General features: G+C 69.5%; 17 protein-coding genes. 12 read left to right on the top strand and 5 right to left on the bottom strand.

Annotation, left to right across the window (positions count from 1 at the left end):
- The first annotated feature begins 11 nt into the window (after window positions 1-11).
- The 4 genes from A6A06_RS29995 (at window position 12) to A6A06_RS29980 (ending at window position 2,941) form a co-directional block, all read left to right on the top strand.
- Window positions 12-590 (top strand): TetR/AcrR family transcriptional regulator, encoded by a 579-nt coding sequence (locus tag A6A06_RS29995; protein WP_073765293.1) that lies wholly within the window; start codon window positions 12-14, stop codon window positions 588-590.
- Between the two features lie 76 nt (window positions 591-666).
- The gene (locus A6A06_RS29990) at window positions 667-1,065 is read left to right on the top strand and encodes a YunG family protein (RefSeq protein WP_073765983.1); all 399 of its coding nucleotides are present in this window, start codon (window positions 667-669) and stop codon (window positions 1,063-1,065) included.
- 69 nt (window positions 1,066-1,134) lie between these two features.
- Entirely contained in the window at window positions 1,135-2,250 is a 1,116-nt protein-coding gene (locus A6A06_RS29985; protein ID WP_073765291.1) for a DNA polymerase III subunit beta family protein, read from the top strand.
- Window positions 2,237-2,941, top strand: a complete 705-nt coding sequence (locus A6A06_RS29980) for a hypothetical protein (protein ID WP_242441016.1) — start codon at window positions 2,237-2,239, stop codon at window positions 2,939-2,941. The genes A6A06_RS29985 and A6A06_RS29980 overlap by 14 nt, the downstream gene beginning before the upstream one ends.
- 32 nt (window positions 2,942-2,973) lie before the next feature.
- On the opposite strand, the gene A6A06_RS29975 is transcribed toward A6A06_RS29980, so the two are convergent.
- Window positions 2,974-3,402: a MerR family transcriptional regulator gene (locus tag A6A06_RS29975; RefSeq protein WP_073765289.1), complete on the bottom strand. Its 429-nt coding sequence runs from the start codon at window positions 3,400-3,402 to the stop codon at window positions 2,974-2,976.
- A gap of 187 nt (window positions 3,403-3,589) precedes the next feature.
- Here A6A06_RS29975 and A6A06_RS29970 point away from each other — a divergent pair, with 187 nt between their 5' ends.
- Together A6A06_RS29970 and A6A06_RS29965 are read left to right on the top strand one after the other, a co-directional pair.
- A complete protein-coding gene (locus A6A06_RS29970) occupies window positions 3,590-5,101 on the top strand; it encodes a serine hydrolase domain-containing protein (protein WP_079194449.1) in 1,512 nt (503 codons plus the stop codon).
- A gap of 158 nt (window positions 5,102-5,259) precedes the next feature.
- Window positions 5,260-6,414: a pyridoxal-phosphate-dependent aminotransferase family protein gene (locus A6A06_RS29965; RefSeq protein WP_073765287.1), complete on the top strand. Its 1,155-nt coding sequence runs from the start codon at window positions 5,260-5,262 to the stop codon at window positions 6,412-6,414.
- Between the two features lie 487 nt (window positions 6,415-6,901).
- Here the strand turns inward: A6A06_RS29965 and A6A06_RS29960 are convergent, their stop codons facing one another.
- The gene (locus A6A06_RS29960; RefSeq protein WP_199931259.1) at window positions 6,902-7,114 is read right to left on the bottom strand and encodes a hypothetical protein; all 213 of its coding nucleotides are present in this window, start codon (window positions 7,112-7,114) and stop codon (window positions 6,902-6,904) included.
- A 95-nt stretch (window positions 7,115-7,209) separates the two neighbouring features.
- Here A6A06_RS29960 and A6A06_RS29955 point away from each other — a divergent pair, with 95 nt between their 5' ends.
- On the top strand, window positions 7,210-7,956 hold the full coding sequence (locus A6A06_RS29955) for a TetR/AcrR family transcriptional regulator (RefSeq protein WP_073765977.1): 747 nt from the start codon (window positions 7,210-7,212) through the stop codon (window positions 7,954-7,956).
- A 198-nt stretch (window positions 7,957-8,154) separates the two neighbouring features.
- Here the strand turns inward: A6A06_RS29955 and A6A06_RS29950 are convergent, their stop codons facing one another.
- Together A6A06_RS29950 and A6A06_RS29945 are read right to left on the bottom strand one after the other, a co-directional pair.
- Window positions 8,155-8,607, bottom strand: a complete 453-nt coding sequence (locus A6A06_RS29950) for a GNAT family N-acetyltransferase (RefSeq protein ID WP_073765284.1) — start codon at window positions 8,605-8,607, stop codon at window positions 8,155-8,157.
- A gap of 24 nt (window positions 8,608-8,631) precedes the next feature.
- Window positions 8,632-9,030, bottom strand: coding sequence for a MarR family winged helix-turn-helix transcriptional regulator (locus A6A06_RS29945; protein ID WP_073765975.1), 399 nt, complete (start codon window positions 9,028-9,030; stop codon window positions 8,632-8,634).
- 374 nt (window positions 9,031-9,404) lie between these two features.
- Here A6A06_RS29945 and A6A06_RS29940 point away from each other — a divergent pair, with 374 nt between their 5' ends.
- Both A6A06_RS29940 and A6A06_RS29935 read left to right on the top strand, forming a co-directional pair.
- Window positions 9,405-10,694 carry an MFS transporter gene (locus A6A06_RS29940; protein ID WP_073765282.1) on the top strand — a complete coding sequence of 430 codons (1,290 nt, stop codon included), beginning with the start codon at window positions 9,405-9,407 and terminating at the stop codon, window positions 10,692-10,694.
- 427 nt (window positions 10,695-11,121) lie between these two features.
- Complete coding sequence (locus A6A06_RS29935) at window positions 11,122-11,550, top strand: GlcG/HbpS family heme-binding protein (RefSeq protein ID WP_073765280.1); 429 nt, start codon at window positions 11,122-11,124, stop codon at window positions 11,548-11,550.
- On the opposite strand, the gene A6A06_RS29930 is transcribed toward A6A06_RS29935, so the two are convergent.
- Window positions 11,543-12,091, bottom strand: coding sequence for a DUF2269 domain-containing protein (locus A6A06_RS29930; protein WP_073765973.1), 549 nt, complete (start codon window positions 12,089-12,091; stop codon window positions 11,543-11,545). The two genes, A6A06_RS29935 and A6A06_RS29930, sit on opposite strands and share 8 nt — an antisense overlap.
- Before the next feature lie 236 nt (window positions 12,092-12,327).
- Here A6A06_RS29930 and A6A06_RS29925 point away from each other — a divergent pair, with 236 nt between their 5' ends.
- The 3 genes from A6A06_RS29925 (at window position 12,328) to A6A06_RS29915 (ending at window position 17,237) form a co-directional block, all read left to right on the top strand.
- Window positions 12,328-12,960: an HAD family hydrolase gene (locus A6A06_RS29925; RefSeq protein WP_073765278.1), complete on the top strand. Its 633-nt coding sequence runs from the start codon at window positions 12,328-12,330 to the stop codon at window positions 12,958-12,960.
- A 1,325-nt stretch (window positions 12,961-14,285) separates the two neighbouring features.
- Window positions 14,286-15,929, top strand: a complete 1,644-nt coding sequence (locus A6A06_RS43135; RefSeq protein WP_443333800.1) for a globin domain-containing protein — start codon at window positions 14,286-14,288, stop codon at window positions 15,927-15,929.
- 354 nt (window positions 15,930-16,283) lie between these two features.
- Window positions 16,284-17,237 carry a pyridoxamine 5'-phosphate oxidase family protein gene (locus A6A06_RS29915; protein ID WP_073765971.1) on the top strand — a complete coding sequence of 318 codons (954 nt, stop codon included), beginning with the start codon at window positions 16,284-16,286 and terminating at the stop codon, window positions 17,235-17,237.
- Window positions 17,238-17,309 lie beyond the last annotated feature (72 nt).

Genomic DNA, 17,309 nt, shown 5'->3' with positions numbered 1-17,309 from the left:
AGCGTGAGGGTATGACCGTGCCGCCCGGACGCCGTGAACGTAAGAAGGCCGCGACCCGCCAGAAGATCGCGGAGACCGCCCTGCGGCTCTTCCTGGAGCGCGGATACGACACGGTGGGCATCCGCGAGGTGGCCGCCGAGGCCGACGTGGCCGTCACCACGCTCTTCTCCCACTTCGCCTCGAAAGAGGCCCTGGTCTTCGAGCAGGACCAGAACTTCGAGCAACGCCTCACCCAGGCGGTCACCGACCGGGCACCCGGCGAGCCGCTCATCCCCGCGCTGCGCCGCGAAACCCTCGCCCTGGTACGGCATTGCACGGCGGAAGGCGCCGCCCCGATCTGGCACATGATCGATTCCTCACCCGCCCTGCGGGCCTACGAGGAGTCGATGCGGCTGCGCCACGCGGAAGCACTGGCGGCGGCCATCGCCGCCGACCCCGGCCTGTCCCGGACCGCAATGGCCGGCCGGACCCTCGCGAGGTTCGTGGTCGACGCCTTTTCGCTGGCCCGTGAGGCGGACGACCCGGACGCCGCCGTGGACGAAATCTTCCAGATGATCGAGGCGGCCTGGGAGGCCACCGGGGCGGCATAGGCGTCCCACTGAGCTGATCGCCTGGCCACTCCTCCGCTGGACGGTGTTGTCAGTGGTCGCTGGAATGCTGCACCGCATGATTCCTTGGACGCTTACCGACATCACGAAGGCGGTGCGCGCGGGCTGGGCCGCGGACACGTGTTCCGCCGACGATGTCGCCCGTGCCCCCTGGACCGTCGACAATCCCGCTTGGGGCCACTGCGACATCACCGCTCTCGTCGTGCACGACTTCTTCTGCGGTGAACTCATGGTCGGTGAAGTGCATCTCCACGGGGAACAGCACGGTCACCACTGGTGGAACCGGCTCTCCAGCGGCATCGAGATCGACCTCACCCGAGAGCAGTTCCGGCGGGGCCAGGTGGTGTCCGACGGTCGGGCCGTACCCCGGCCGACAGGCCGGCTGCCGCGTCGGGGCGAGGAGTACGAACTCCTGCGCGGACGCGTCTGGAGTGCGCTCGGACGGACACCTGTGTAGGTGGTGAAGGCGTAGCTCCACTGGGTCGGTTTTGACCTTCGAGTTGCTCGAAGTCCCACAATCGCGGGCATGGACGAAAGCCAAGAGCTGCTGGGCATCGGGGCGTTCGCTCGGCGGGTGGGCCTGGCGCCGAGCGCGCTGCGCTTCTACGACGACTGCGGCGTCCTGCGTCCCGTCAGGGTCGATCCGGCGAGCGGCTACCGGTTCTACGGAGTGGAGCAGGAGACCCGTGCCGTACGGCTTCGCAGGCTGCGGGAGGCGGGGCTGCCACTGGTGGACGCCGGGGTCGTACTCGACGGGGGTGAGGCGGAGGCTCGTACGGTGCTCCGCGCGCACCTGGAGCGGACTCGGCAGACAGCGGATGCTGCACGGGCGTTGGTCGAGGAAATGCTGCGTGAGCTTCCGGCGGAGGCTCCGCAGCAGCCCCGCGGATGGGCGGGTGTCGGGGGTGCGGAGCTGGCCAGCGCAGTACGGCAGGTGGGACCAGCGGTCGCGGAGGCCGAGACCCGTGCGGAGTTCCCGGTCCTCGGCTGCGTGCTCCTCGAACTCGGCGACGGTGAAGTGCGGTTGGTGGCCACCGACCGGTACCGGTTGGCGGTTCGGGTGCTGCGGGCGGGGTCGGCAGGCGGTGAACCGTGCCGGGTTCTTGTCGAAGCCGGGGAACTGGCGGGCATGGCGGCGTGGGCGGTACGACAGCCGCACATCGACATCGAGGTGGACGGCGATAAAGGGTGCCTGGTCGGGAAAGGGCGCCTGGTCGGGGAGGGCGGGGAGCGCCGCGCTTTCGCGAGCTGTGCGGGGACGTTTCCCGATTACCAGGTGGTGCTGGACGTACTGGGGGACGCTCGGCATCGCGTCATCGTGGACCGGGCGGCGCTCCGCGAAGCCTTCGCCGAGCGCGGAAGAGGCGCCGTGCTCACGGCGCGAGCCGGAGCTCAAGAGGTCGTCGTCAGTGGTGGCGGGGGACCTCCGGCCGTGATGGGCGCGGTCTGTACGGGGCCGTCGCTGCGCGTGGCCTTCGATCCGGCGGTGCTCGTCCCTGCTCTGGACGCGAGTGTGGGGCCCGACGTGTTGCTGGAGATCGCGTCCGGTAGGGAGCCGGTGGTCGTGCGTTCCGCTGACCAAGGCAGCTTCACGACTCTGGTCATGCCGGTGCAGGAGCTTGTTTCACGTGAAACAGACTGAGGGGGAGCGGGACGTGGATGCGGCGAACCATGTGGTGCGGCTGTGCGTACGAGGAATGGAAGCCGAGGCACGCGGCGAGGACGACGCAGCACGTCGGCTGTTCTTGTCGGCCTGGCAGGACGCGGGCGACGACTACGAAGCGTGTATCGCTGCTCATTACGTGGCCCGGCATCAGGACACGCCGGAGGACACACTCCGGTGGAACCAGGAGTGCCTGGACCGCGCGGACCGGGTGGGTGACGAACGCGTCAGCGGGTTCTACGCCTCTCTGTACGCGAACATGGCGCGTGCCCACCGAGAGCTGGGCGATACGGCTCTGGCACACGGGTACTTCACCCGGGCCGCAGAGGAGGTACGGGGCGCGCCCGGCGGCGACTACGGGGCATGGAACCGGTTCGCCATCGCGGAAGGGCTGCGGGAGACGGCTGCCGCACCGGCGGACGACGAGTCGCGGGGAGGGCGGGAGGCATTCGGAGCTGTGAGCGCGTTGCTGGCAGAGCTGCTGGCCAAGCTGTGCGCGCGTCGCGATCTCAAGGCGTTGGGGCTGATCCTGCCCGCGTATCTGGGCGATCTCGGCTCCGAAGAGGACCGAACCCGGCTCCGCTCGGCGCTGCACATAGTTCATGCGGCGCGATGGCTCCCGGAGGAAGAGCAGGACAGCCTCGGCAGAGCCATCGCGATGCTGGGGTGAAGGGGGCGAACTGAAGGCGGCGTCGGCCGGGGTCAGCTGTCGGGGCGGCTCAGTTCGCATCGCGGATGGGGGCCGCCGGGCTGGGCGGACGCGTTCGCCAATGCGCTCAGGGCCTGTTCGGCGCGGCCCAATTGGCTGCCGACCTGTTCCCGTACGTCCTGGAGTTGGGTGATGCAGGCGTCCAGCTCGGCCAGTTTGTGGCGGTAGACCTGGAGTGCGGCGGGGCAGGCGTCACCCGCGGGGTGGCCGGCGCGCAAGCACTCCACGAAGGGCCGGGTCTCTTCCAGCTCGAAGCCGAAGCGCTGCAGCATCTGGATCTGCTGGAGCAGGCGCAGGTCCGCTTCGCTGTAGATACGGTGGCCGTTGGCCGTGCGCTCGGCATGGAGCAGTCCGCGCGCCTCGTAGTACCGGAGGGCGCGAGTGGTGGTCCCCGCTCGCTCGGCCAGTTCTCCGATCCGCATGTCCGCCCCCGTCCGGCCCGGCTCGGGTGCTATTCCCGGGCGCCACGACGACGGTAGCCGTTGACGCCGACGTCACGTCACGTTCAGGGCGACGCCCTCCGGGGGCATCGGTCGACTCCGGCGGAGTGGTGATGGGATGGGCCTCATTCTTGCTCTTACCGCGGTTATTGATCTGTCGAGGAGTGCCATGAGCGCGAAATCGTCCGATGTGCCCCAGAAGTTGGTTCCGCTGGTTCCGCACGAGGGCTCAGGCGGCCCGGGAAAGCACGGTGCGGAGCAGTTCGGAGCGCTGTTGCCGGAGACGAATCGGGCGCTGCTGCGGCGGCTGGCGATCGGCCAGGCCGACGGACGTGCGCCGTCGCTGACGGGAGCGGTGATACGGGGCGGGGAGGTGGCGTGGGCAGGGTCCTGCGGGGCCACTGCCGACGCCACCGATGGGGGCGTCACCGACGGGAGTGCGGCCGACGGAAGTTCCGCCGGCGGGGTGGATGTCCAGTACCGGATCGGGTCGATCACCAAGACGTTCGTCGCGGTGCTGGTACTGCGGCTGCGTGACGAGGGGCTGCTCACCCTGGAGGATCCGCTCGACAAGCATGTGCCGGGCAGCGCGACTCCGGAGGTGACGATCGCCCAGCTCCTCTCGCACAGCTCCGGGCTGTCGGCCGAAGCCCGCGGGCCTTGGTGGGAGCGGACGCCCGGAACATTGCGGCAGGGGCCCGGCGACCTCTTCGAGGGGGACCCGCGCCGCCTGCCCGCCGGACGGGGGTTCCACTACTCCAACCCGGGTTACGCCCTGCTGGGCTCCCTCATCGAGCACCTTCGTGATGGGCAGCCCTGGGGAGAGGTACTGCGTCGCGAGGTGCTGGAGCCGCTGGGCATGAACCGTACGACGCTTCAGCCGCAGGCTCCGCACGCCGACGGCTGGGCGGTACACCCCTGGGCGGACGTACTGCTGCCGGAGCCCGCCCAGGACACCGGTCTGATGAGCCCGGCCGGACAGCTGTGGTCCACGGCCGAGGACCTGGGCCGATGGGCGGGATTCCTGGCCCGCGGCGACGACCGGGTGCTCAGCGCCACGACCCTCAGCGAGATGCGCACTCCGGCCGTGCCGCCAGAGGGCGCGGAGTGGAGTGCCGGCTTCGGGCTCGGTCTCCAGCTCGCGCGGTGGAACGGGCGCCTGCTGTTCGGCCACAGCGGGTCCATGCCCGGGTTCCTGGCTTCCTTGTGGATCGACGCGGCCGAGGACGTCGCAGGTATCGCGTTGGCGAACTGCACGTCGGGCCCGGCCATCAGCGCCATCGCCGTCGACTTGGCAGGAATCGTCGCGGAGCGGGAGCCGCGGATCCCCGAGCCCTGGCGCCCTCTGGCGGGCCCGCTGGACGAGGACCTGCTGGCGCTCACCGGGCCGTGGTACTGGGGCGCGAATCCGCATGTGCTGCGGCTGGGCGCCGATCGAGCCCTGGAGCTCTCGCTCATGTCGGGTCCAGGAGGCCGCAGCTCGCGATTCCGTGCGGAGCCCGACGGCACGTGGACCGGCCTGGACGGTTACTTCACGGGCGAGAGGCTGCGCATCGTCCGTACCGAGGACGGCTCGGTCAGTCACCTGGACGTAGGCACCTTCGTGTTCACCCGGGGCCCGTACGAGCCCGCTGAACCGGTGCCGGGTGGGGTCGATCAAGGGGGCTGGCGCGGGCGCTGATGGTGACGTCGGGGCCGCCCGCAGGGACAGTCGGTCCTGCGGGCAGGCCTGGCGAGCGTGCACCGAGCCCGTACGGCAGGGGCTGCCGACCCGGACGTACAGTCGAGCCAGATATCAGGAGGCGCCGCACCGCGGCCCGCTACCGCTGGAAGGCCACCGTGACTGACGCGACCGCCGTGAACACGACCTCCGACGCTCCGGACCTGCTCGACCTGCCGCCGCTCACCGCCGGACACTTCGCGCGGATCGAGGACAAGGTCGCAGCGTTGATGCGTACCCGGGCCGATGTGGTGGCCACCCAGGGCGAAGCGCTGCTCCCGCTGGAGGCGTGCATCCGTTCCGCAGTGGGCCCCGGCAGCACCGCACTCAACATCGTGACCGGACCTTACGGCGAGACCTTCGGCGGCTGGCTGCGGTCCTGCGGAGCCGAGGTCGTCACGATCAGCGCGCCGTTCACGGGGGCCGTACGCCCGGAGCAGGTGGCGGAAGCGCTGCGTGAACACCCCGCCATCGACTTCGTGAGCCTGGTGCACGCCGAAGCTGCGACCGGCAACACCAACCCCGTCGCCGAGATCGGCGCCGTGGTGCGGGAGCACGGTGCGCTGCTGATGCTGGACGCCGTCGCCTCGGTGGGCGCCGAGCCGCTGCTCACCGACGAGTGGGGCGTCGACCTGTGCGTGATCGGTGGGCAGAAGGCGCTGGCGGGGCCGGCGGGCGTCTCGGCCGTCTCGGTGAGCCCCCGGGCCTGGGAGCGCATCGAGGCCAACGAACAGGCTCCCCGTCGTTCCTACCTCTCGCTGCTGGACTGGAAGGAGCGCTGGATCGACGGTGGTCGTACCGCGCTGCCGCACGCCCCGGCGCAGCTGGAGATGCTCGCTCTGGAGCAGGCCGTGGACCGTGTCGACGGAGAGGGCCTCGACATGGTCATCACCCGGCACCGGGCGGCTGCCGCAGCAGTACGCGCAGGGGCGCGCGCCCTTGGTGCCCTGTCCCCGTACGTGCTGCATGACGAGGACGCGGCCCCGGCTGCCACGACGCTGCGTGCGCCCGCGGACATGGACGCCCGCGAGATCGTCTCCGCTGCGCTGGACGCGGCGGACGGCACGGTCGCGGTGCCCGTACAGGCCGCGGCGGGGGCGCTCGCCAAGGAGATGATCCGGGTGAACCACTATGGGCGGGCAGCGGAGCGCGGTGTGGTGCTGGCTTCCCTCGCTGCCCTGGCGGCGGGCCTGCGGACGCTCGACGTAGCGGTGGACGGTGACGGGGCGGTCGCGGCGGCGGGTGCGGCTTGGGATGACGCCATCACGGGCTGAGGGTTCCGACGAATCGCGTCGCATCACATCGCGACGTGTGGCGTCGCAGCGCATCTGCCGCACAGCGCATCTGCTGTGCAGCACCTCTGCCGTACAGCGCAAGGGGGCCGTTTCACGTGAAACGGCCCCCAACTTCGTTGGCATGGCTCTGTTTCACGTGAAACGGATTCCACAGGCCGTCGCGAAATCTAGGGCAGTGGCACTTCCCCGGGCGAGCTTGTCGAGCGGGCCCTTCAGGGCGGCGGCCCCGCCGTGACGCAGTCGTATCGGGGGGCAGTAGGCCAGGGCCCAGCTTCAGAGCCTGGCCGGCGAGCTGTTCAGTATCGGTGAAGGCCAGGAAGGCCAGGGTGGTCGCAGCGGCGATGCCCTCCAGGGCGATCGGCTATTGCTCTTCCGTGGGTCGTTCGGTCTCCAACGCCCCTATCAGAACTATGAGTTGAGCGCCCGCCGTCTCTGCGGCGTTGCAGCCTTGGCGGGGCTACTCCATTCAGTCGTACTCCGGTGGCAGGGCGGGGGAGCCGGGGTCAGGCTGGAGGCTGAAACGCCTATACGTCCCCTCGATGGCGGCGCCCAGTGAGGCCGAGTCGGCCGTGTTAGCGGCCCGTGCCGACCGGCCGTCCGTCGGCAGCGGGCGATCCACCGCGCCGCCCTGCTGCCCCGCCGCTCCGGCCATCGCGATGACGCGGCCTTTCGTGATCATGATTTGAGGCCCCCGTAGAATCGGAATGAGCAACCCGTTTTGAGGTGCGGAATGCTCGGTCCGGAAGTCCACGGTTCTCAGGAGGCCTGGTGGTGATGAGCGAGGGGCTTGCCCCTGCGCGGGCGGACGCGCGGCGTAACAGGGAGCTGGTGCTGCAGGCGGCCCGATCTGCCTTCGAGGAACAGGGGTTGGGGGTTCCGCTCGGAGAGATCGCTCGACGTGCCGGTGTTGGCGCGGGCACGGTCTATCGCCATTTCCCGTCGAAGGAAGCGCTGTTCAGGGCCACGGTCGCCGACCGGGTGAGGCTGTTCACCGACACTGCCCACGACTTGGCGGATGCTGAGGATCCCGTAGCCGTCTTCTTCCGGTTCCTTGCCGCGGTGGTGCGGCTGGCGTCACGTAACAAGGCGCTGTGTGACGCGCTGGAAGCGGCCGGCGAAGGTAACTACGAGCCCTCACCGCATACCGAACGCGCCTTCAGCGACGCCCTGGGCGTGCTGCTCGCGCGCGCTCAAGAGGCGGGCGGCGTAAGGAAAGACGTCGTCCTCGCGGATGTCCTGACGCTACTGGTCGGATGCCTTTCGATGGAGCAACGGCAGATGTCGTCGGGGGCGCCGCAGGGGCGGATGACGGCGTTGATGTGCGACGGGTTGCGGAACGGTAAGGGTGTGACGAAACTGCCGCACCATGTGTCGGGTCGTAACGAAAGTCGGTGTGAGGTGTGTGGGGGCTCCGTCGCTCCCGCGCGTACGGGGCGGCCGGCGCGGTTCTGTGGTGGGGCTTGCAGGCAGAAGGCGCACCGGATCAGGGCGCGGGCGCGTAACCGTGGTGGCGAGGAGTGAGGGCGGGAAACGGCGGGGAGCAGCGGGGAGCAGCGGTGGTGCTGGGCTGCACCGACTCGCTGTCGGTCCTGGCCCTGGTGCTGCTGGTGCTGGTTGGGGCCGGGTGCCTGGGCTTTTGGGCCTCGGGCCCCCGGGGTGTGATTGAGCGGGTGCCCGGGGGCGGGCGGGTGTGAGGGCGGCCGGGCAGGAGCCGCCAAGTCAGAGCTGGAGCTTGAAGCCCAGGTGGGAGGCCTCGAAGCCGAGGCGTTCATAGAAGCGGTGGGCGTCGATGCGCGTCGCGTCGGAGGTGAGCTGCACCAGTTGGCAGCCGAGGGTGCGTGACTCGGTGATCGCCCACTCGATCATCCGGGAACCCAGACCGTCGCCCCGCTCGTCGGCGTGCACGCGTACCGCCTCGATGATCGAGCGGCTGCTGCCCCGCCGGGAGAGCCCCGGAACGACCGTGAGCTGGAGCGTTCCCACCGGGCGGTCGCCGCGGACGGCGACGACCAGGTGCTGGTTGGGGTCGGTGGCCAGCAGCTCGTACGCCGCACGGTACGGGGCCAGGTCGTCCGGGCTCTCGCGGGTGGCGCCCAGGGCGTCGTCGGCCAGCATCGCGACGATGGCCGGAAGGTCGTCCTCGGTCGCGGGACGGATCTCGATGTCGCTCATGAGCGGGACCCTACGCACCCCTGTTCAGGCGGGCGGGGCGAGGGTTTCCACCGCGGTCACCAGAGGGGCCAGTTCGGGGCGCTTTGCGGCGTCCTGGAGTGCTTCGCGCAGCGCCGCGTCGTGCGTGGGCCGGGCCTCTTCGAGAAGTTGGCGTCCCTCGTCGGTGACGTTGGTGTAGATGCCGCGCCGGTCGTCGGGGCACAGGTACCGGGAGAGCAGCCGACGCTCTTCCAGCCGGGTGACCAGGCGGGTGGTGGCGCTCTGGCTGAGTACGACCGAGTCGGCGACCTGGTGCATCCGGAGGTGGCCGCCCGGGCCGTCGTGCTGCTCGCTGAGCACGTTCAGTACGGAGAACTCCCGGACGCTCAGGTCGTGCCGGGTCTGCAGCGCGCGCTCGATGTGCGACTCGATGCGGCCGTGCAGAGCGGAGAGGGCGCACCAGCCCTGGGCGAGGGCCGGGGCCGAGCCGACGCCGGCCGGGCAGCCCTGGCCCGGCTCCTCCGTGGCCGTGTGCCTGTCCTTGGCCGGGCTTGTGTGCTTGCTCGCGCGCGTGGTCGCGTCCGCGGCCGTGCTCCCGGTCGCTGCCCGCTCCTGGCGGCGCTGCCCGTCCTGCCCCGTCCGCTGCCCGTCCTGCCGCGGCGCCCGCCGGGTCTGCTGCGTCATCGAGGGACCTCCTTACAGGTCGTACGAACCAGGATAGGACACTTTCGAAATAGCCCGCGCTTGCAAGTAACCCGCGTCTGCAATTATTGTCGACGCTCGTTAAAGCTCAATGCAATCATTCGAAGGGATCCGTCATGCCGCTCGCTCTTCTGGCGCTCACCATCGGCGCCTTCGGGATCGGGATGACCGAGTTCGCGGTGATGGGGCTGCTGCCCGATGTGGCCGCGGGCTTCGGTGTCTCCATCCCCCTGGCCGGGTACGCGACCACCCTGTACGCGCTCGGTGTCGTCGTCGGCGCCCCGCTGATGACCGTCCTCGGCGCCCGCATGACCCGTAAGCAGATGCTGATGTTGCTGATGGGCCTGTTCGTGGTGGGCAACCTGCTCACCGCTGTGGCGCCGACCTTCGCGTTGATGCTGGCCGGACGGATCGTTTCGTCCTTTGCCCACGGCGCGTTCTTCGGCATCGGGTCGCTGGTGGCCGCCGACCTCGTCGCGTCGCACAAGCGGGCCGGAGCCATCTCGATGATGTTCGCCGGACTGACCGTCGCCAACGTCGTGGGCGTACCGTTCGGAACCCTGCTCGCCCAGCAGATCAACTGGCGTGCCACCTTCGTCGCCATCGCGATCCTGGGCGTGCTCGGCCTGCTCGGTGTCGCCAAGCTGGTCCCTGCCCAGCGCGTGAAGGCGTCCTCCCCGATCGGCCAGGAGATCGCCGTCTTCCGTAACCCCCAGGTCGGGCTGGCGATGCTGATGACGATCCTCGGCTTCGGCGGCGTCTTCGCCGCCGTCACCTACCTCGCCTCGATGATGACCGAGGTCGCCGGTTTTGCACCGTCGTCCGTCATCTGGCTCACGGCCGTCTTCGGTCTGGGAATGGTGGCCGGCAACCTGGTTTCCGGACGGTTCACCGACCGCCACATGATGCCGATGCTGTACGTGTCGCTGGTCGGGCTCGCGGCCTCGCTGGCCGCATTCAGCTTCGCAGCGCACGACAAGGCTGCCGCAACCCTCACCATCGCCCTCATCGGTGCCTTCGGTTTCGCGACCGTACCGCCGCTGCAGAAGCGGATCATGGACCAGGCGGCGGCCGCCCCCACCCTCGCCTCGGTCGGCAACATCGCGGCCTTCAACTTCGGTAACGCGCTGGCCGCCTGGCTCGGCGGACTCGTCATCTCGGCCGGGCTGGGACTGACCGCACCGAACTGGGTCGGCGTGGGGATGACCGTCCTGGCACTGGGCGTCGCGGTCATCGCGGGAGCGCTTGAGCGCAGGAGCCGTCGGGAGAGCCGGAACGGACGGGTGGATCAGAGCGGTCGGGTCGTCGCTTCGGGAGGTCTGAGAGGTCTGGGAGGCCGGGGAGGTTCAGGAGGCGATGGCGTCGGCAGCGCTGAGGCGGAGGCTGCGGCGGCCGGGCGCGGCTGAGGTGAGTGGTTGCGCGGTTGAGGCGAGTGGCTGAGGCGAGCGATTGAGATGAGTGGCTGAAGTGGGCGGCGTCCGGCTCGGGCGTCTGACCCTGGGCCGCGCTCCCCTACGGCTACGCGTACGGCTACGTGCTTGAAGCCGGTCGATGAGGCACGAAGCGCCCGGCGCACAGCACCAATCACGCGCCTCAGGTCGGAACCCCAGGCCGGAATCTCGGGCCGGGACCCTCACCGGAAACCCAGACCGGAACCACAACCCGGCGTCACCACCCATCACGCCCACACCTACGACCCCACCCACCCGTGCACAAGCGGGGCCGCCCGCGACTTCTCCACGTGACCAAACCCCGCCTCATCTATACAACCGAGCAATACCTGCACATTCCCGCACATACTCCTGCACACCCACACACATAGGAGCCCCACTCATGAGCACCACCCCCACCGTCCGCCCCCTCACCACCCACGACGCGGACGCCCTGATCGAGGCCGCCCGTGTTGCCGCTGCCGACATCGGTGTGCGGGGCAGCGTCACCGTCCTGGACGCGGGCGGTCACCTGCTCGCGTTCCGGCGCGACGACACCGCCGTACTGATCTCGGGCGAAACCAGTACCCGTAAGGCGTACACCGCTCTGCAGCTGGACGCGCCGACCGCCGATCTCGTCGACGCCGTACGGCCCGACGGCCTCTTCCACACCCTGCCCACCGCTCTCGACCGCCCGCTGCTGTTCATCGCGGGCGGCGTGCCGGTCCACCGGGACGGCCGTCTGATCGGCGCGATCGGCGTCGGCGGCGGGGCTCCGGAACAGGACGACCGCATCGCCCGTACCGCCATCGAAGCGGCAGGCCTCAACTGACGACATCACTCGGGCGCTTACGTGCCCGATCGCGGACCCCGGCCGACTGTGCAGCGCGCAGTCGGCCGCCGCGTTCGGTGGGGCCCCAGGGCTTGAGCACGGAGACGGCGGTGACGAAGAGGTACGTGGCCGTCGCCACGGAAGGGGCGGACACCATGCTCAGGCCGGTGTCCGGGGAGCCGGCCACGGCATCGGCCGCGAGTCGGTCGATGCCCGGACGGAGAGAGAAGGCCGTCAGCAGTACGGTCGCCAGCGTCAGCCAGAACTTGACGACGACCCAGCGGTGGCGGACCAGGCCCCAAGGCGTACCGAAGGACAGCACCAGCCCGCTGATCAGCGCCGACAGTGCCACGGGAAGGATCAGCCAGTCGCTGAAGATCTTCATCGCGCGGTAGGCGGCCACAGTGGTGTCCAGTGACTTTGAGGTGTATCCGGCGACGCTGAGCGTGAGCAGGCCGAGCGTGAGTCCGAGCCAGCCGACGGAGACCGCGACATGGACGACGAGGGTGGCGCGGCGCGCGCGTCGGCTGAGCTGTTTCATGAGGTCCACGGTCGCGTCCGGCGGGCCGCATGGCATCTGACGGCGGGAGTATCCGGCCGTACGCGCGGTTGAGCAGCGATAGCGACAGCGACAGCGAAGCGCTACCGGTGTGCTGCGTACCTGGGTGTCGGGTGCGCTGTGAGTGCTGAGTGCTGAGTGCTGAGTGACCTGAGAGACCAAAGTGACCGGTGCGACGTGCGAGACGCGACCGTCCGGTCGGTCCTACGCTCCCTGATATGGGGAAGCTACATCTTTTCGACATGGACGGAACGCTGCTCTACGGTTCGGCAGCCTCCGTCGAGATATCCCGGCAGCTCGGGCTGGACCGGGAGATCGCCGAGCTGGAGCGTGCCTTCATCGCCGGCGAGGTGACACCGGTCCGCTTCGCGGAGCTGGCGTGCGAACTGTGGTCCGAGCTGACCGAGGAACTGGTGACGGCGGCCTTCGACGGCGCGCCGTGGCTGTCCGGCATCCGGGAGGTGTGGGCCGATATCCGGCAGCGGGGAGAGCGGTGCGCGGTGATCTCCATGTCACCGGGGTTCTTCGTGGAGCGGTTGACGGGCTGGGGAGCGGATGCCGCGCACGGCTCGCGCTGGCCCGCGCTGCCTTTCCGGGAACCGGTGGAACCGAGAGGGATACTTTCCGCGTCTGCAAAGGTGAGGATTGCGGATGAACTGTGCGCCGAGTTCGGGCTCGGCCGGGCCGACTGTGTGGCGTACGGCGATTCCATGTCCGACACTGCCCTGTTCGCGGCCGTTCCCGCTTCCGTGGCCGTGAATGCGGACCACCATGTCAGTGGCCTGGCCTCATACGCGTACGACGGCCGTGACCTGCGCGAGGCGTACGAACTCGTGCGGGCCGCCGGGTAATTCCGGCTGCCTGCGGCCGTTTGGTACTTCATGCCCGATGAATTGCGTTCTGTGGGAAGGGTCACGGAAATCGGCGTGCCCGGCGGAAGAGTAGTCAGTTCAGGGGTTGTGGATTCAACTACTGCGGGTATGGTCTAGTCCGGTCGAGCCGGATGAGTGCTTCCGGCCCACTGGAACCATGCGGCGGAGCCGGGCATGAAGCCCGTCAGCCTAGCGGCAATGCGGCCTGTGGCGCCTGGACTTCCGCGTGTCGGTCCGGTGCGGCAGGCCCTGGTGGCACGCTGCGGAGAAGGAGTCCGCGCGCGGTGGCCGGACGAACGTGAGATGTGTCCACTTTGGAGGGTGTTGCCGGGATAGCTCTGATCGATTAAGAATTCCGAAGCGGTTCGGGGGAATTCCGGGCACATTCCGAACTGCGGAAGTGCGAAGACGATCGAAAGACGTTCGAGGCGAGGCAGACCATGGACGCTCCGACCACCACGACAGCCGATGACGGCTCTTCTGGCGGCAGTAGTGGCGATTGGGGATGGTTCACTCCGTCGAAGAAGTCCTCCGAAGATCAGCAGGGGCCCGCGGGCGACCGTGACGAACGCGATGGCGAGAACGGTGAAGAGCACGGTGAAGAGCACGGTCGAGGCGGCAATGGCATCCAAGGCGGCCGGGGCAACCAAGGCGGCCATGGCGGTCATGCCGAGCTGAACGGCGGGGGTGGCCGTAACGCCGGCGATGCTCCCGGCGGACCTGATGTTCCCGGTGGCCGTGCCGAAGTGAACGCTCGTGCCGAAGGTGGCGCCCGTACCGAAGGTGGCCTCCGTACCGGAGCCAGCACCCATACCGGAGCCGACGGCCGTACTGGAATCGGCGCCCATGCCGAGAGCGGCGGGCGTACCGATGCTGGGGGGCGCGATGGGCGGGAGTCGCAGCGCGGTTACGGACTGCGGCCTGGTGACCGGGGCGACGGGTACGACCGGACAGGGGCACCCAGTCGGCCGGTCAGTTCCATAAGGCCCGTAGGTACGGCTGCGGAACGTGAACGGGCACCCGAAGGCGGACGCACGCCTGAGCTTGGATACGTGCCTGGGCCCGGACACACGCCTGAGCCTGGGCGCACGCCTGAGCTTGGATACGTGCCTGGGCCTGGACACGCGCCTGAGTTTGGGCGCGTGCCCGAGCCTGGGCGCACGCCAGAGTTTCAGCAGCAGGCCGAGCGCGAGCAGACGTCAGAGCGTGAAGGCGTGCCGGGGTTCGGGCGCGCGCCAGGACGTGAAGGCGCTCCCGGGCATGGGGCGGGGCCCGTGGCAGGCGAGCCCGTACAGGGTGGAGCTGTGGAGGGGGATGGGCCCGGGTCTCTTTCCCCCTCTCCCCCCACCCACCCGCCCGCCTCCTCCACCGCCTCAGCTACCCCAGGGTCGACAAGGCCCACCCCAGGACCGACCAGCACCACCTCAGGCCCGGCGAGCGCCGCCACAGCGCCGACGAGCGCCACCTCAGCGCCGACGACTGAGGCCTCCGCGCCCTCAGGGCAGGGGACAGCACCCGCGGGCCAATCCACCACGCCCGCAAGCCGAACCGATGCGCCCGCAGCCGGGGTCACCGCGCCCGCAAACCGAACCACCGCGCCCGCAGCTGGCGTCTCCGCGCCTGCAAGCCGAACCGACGCGCCCACAGCCGGGGTCACCGCGCCCGCAAACCCAACCGACGGACCCACAGCTGGGATCACCGAGCCCGCAAGCCGAACCCCCTCACCCACAAGCCGAATCCTCGCCCCAGAGCCCTCGGCCGCCCCCCTGTTCGGTGATACGCGATCGTCCGTCGGTGAGTCTCTCGACGTGTCCCCCGACGCGAAGCTCATCCGGCAGACTCTGGAAGAGATCGAGCCTGTGGCGGACAAGGTCACCTCGTACTTCTACGCGCTGCTCTTCGTGCACCATCCCGATCTGCGGGCGCTCTTTCCTGCCGCGATGGACACCCAGCGCGACCGGTTGTTCAAGGCGTTGCTCACCTCCGTCAAGAACGTCGACGACACGGACTACCTCACCGAGTACCTCTCACACCTCGGGCGCGGGCACCGCAAGTACGGCACTCTGCCCGAGCACTACCCTGCCGTCGGCGAGTGCCTGCTGACCGCGCTCGCCCGTTACGCCCCCGGAACCTGGCACCCGGAAGCCGAAGCCGCGTGGGTGCGGGCGTACACCACCATTTCGCAGATCATGATCGACGCTGCCGCCGAGAACGAGGCGGTGGCCCCCGCCTGGTGGCAGGCCGAGGTTGTCTCGCACGAGCTGCGTACGCCCGACATCGCCGTGGTCACCGTCCGGCCCGACCAGCCTTATCCCTTCCTGGCCGGTCAGTACACCAGCGTGGAAACCCCCTGGTGGCCGCGCATCTGGCGGCACTACTCCTTCGCCGCGGCGCCCCGCTCCGACGGCCTGCTCTCCTTCCACGTGAAAGCCGTACCGGCCGGCTGGGTTTCCAACGCCATGGTCCATCGAGCCCGCCCCGGCGATGTCATCCGGCTCGGTTCCCCATCCGGTTCCATGACCGTAGACCACACCACTGACAACGGGCTGTTGTGCCTCGGCGGCGGTACGGGCATCGCGCCGATCAAGGCCCTGGTCGAAGACGTCGCCGAGCGTGGACGCAGGCGCCCGATGGAGGTCTTCTACGGCGCCCGCAGCGGCCACGACCTCTACGACCTCGACACCCTGCTGAGGCTGGAGCAGAGCCACCCGTGGCTGTCCGTACGCCCGGTCGTCGCCACCGGACGGCCCGGCGGCCCGGCCAACAGCCTCAGTGGCCAACTCCCGGACGCCGTGCGACAGTACGGGCCCTGGAGAGAATATGACGCCTACTTGTCCGGGCCGCCCGGAATGATACGCAACGGCGTGGACGCCTTGGTGGGGGTCGGCATTCCCTCCGACCGCATACGGCACGACTCCGTGGAAGAGCTGGTCGCGGCGGGAGATTGAGCATTGACGACACATAGTGATCACGGCTTGGCGGCACATGGTGGAGATGGCTTGACGGCATATGGCGAGCTCGGCGCATCCGGGGCCTTTGGAACATCCGCAGCCTCCGGTGCGGCCGAGGTCTCCAGGACGGCCGGGACTTCACGTACGGCTGAGGCACCCGGCGGCGCGTCCCGCGTATCCGGTGCGCCCGGCGCGTCCCGCGTATCCGGTGCGTCCCGTGTGACTGCGGCATGTGATGTGCCTGATGCTCCGGCGGCATCTGATGCGTACGGGTTGGTGGGGCCCGGTGGTGGCGCGGGGGCCGGGACGGATGTGCGGGAGGAACGGCCGGGCAGCGACGGTGAGCACCTGGTGCAGCAGCGGCTGGGTACGACCGAACGCGCCGACCGGTTCTACGACGACCAGGTGCTGGACCATCTCAACGAGCGAATGCGGGAGTTCGTGGGCCGCCAGGAGATGTTCTTCCTGGCGACGGCCGACCGGCACGGCGAGTGCGACTCCACGTTCCGGGCCGGGCCGCCCGGGTTCCTCCAGGTCCTGGACGAGCGTACGCTCGCGTACCCGGAATACCGTGGCAACGGCGTCATGGCGTCCGTCGGAAACCTCTCCGAGAACCCGCATCTCGGCATCTTGATGATCGACTTCATGCGCGACCGCATCGGACTGCACGTCAACGGACGGGCGCGGGTCGTCGTGGATGACGAGATGCGGGCGCGGCATCCGGACCTGCCCGTCGACCCGATACCCGGCCGACGTGCGCAGCTGTGGGTGGAAGTCGCGGTTGAGGAAACGTATATCCACTGCGCCAAGCACATTCCGCACCTGCAGAAGGTGCCCCGGCAGGCGAGTAATTCGCGAGCCTGGGGTACGGACGACGCCAAGCGCAAGGGAGGAGACTTCTTCGGCGCTGCGGCGGAGGCCGCTTCGCGCCGCGAGGACGACGCACGTCGGGAGGACGGGGAGGGCCGGGAGGTCGGGGAGCGCCGGGAAAGCTGGGAGCCTGTCTCCGGTTCGGGGGCCGGCTCGGAACCCGCCCGGGGCTTGGACCCCGCCCCGGCCCTGGAACCCGCCCGGGCCCTGGACCCCGTACCCCGCCCGGAACCCGGCGTCCGTCGGGAAGCCGTCTCTTGCCAGGATGCCGTCTCCTGTCAGGAGGTCGTCTCCCGCCAGGAAACCGCCCCCCGCCCGCAGACCCGTGAGGTGCGGGAACAAGTGGAACGCGAGGTCGAGCGGGTGCTCGCGCGTGCTCAGTCGCGGGGGCCGGCGGGTGCCGAACCGGGTGAGTTCCGGGGCTGGTTCGGGTAAGGCGCTAAGCGGGCGGCCGACGGTACGCCGAACGGCCCGGCACAGCCCGGCCCGGCACAGCACGGCTCGACT

This window comes from Streptomyces sp. CB02923, assembly GCF_001905005.1.
In the GTDB taxonomy this organism is placed as follows: Bacteria; Actinomycetota; Actinomycetes; order Streptomycetales; family Streptomycetaceae; genus Streptomyces.
Note: the sequence above shows the minus strand (reverse complement) of the source record. Positions and strands in the feature narration are given on the sequence as shown.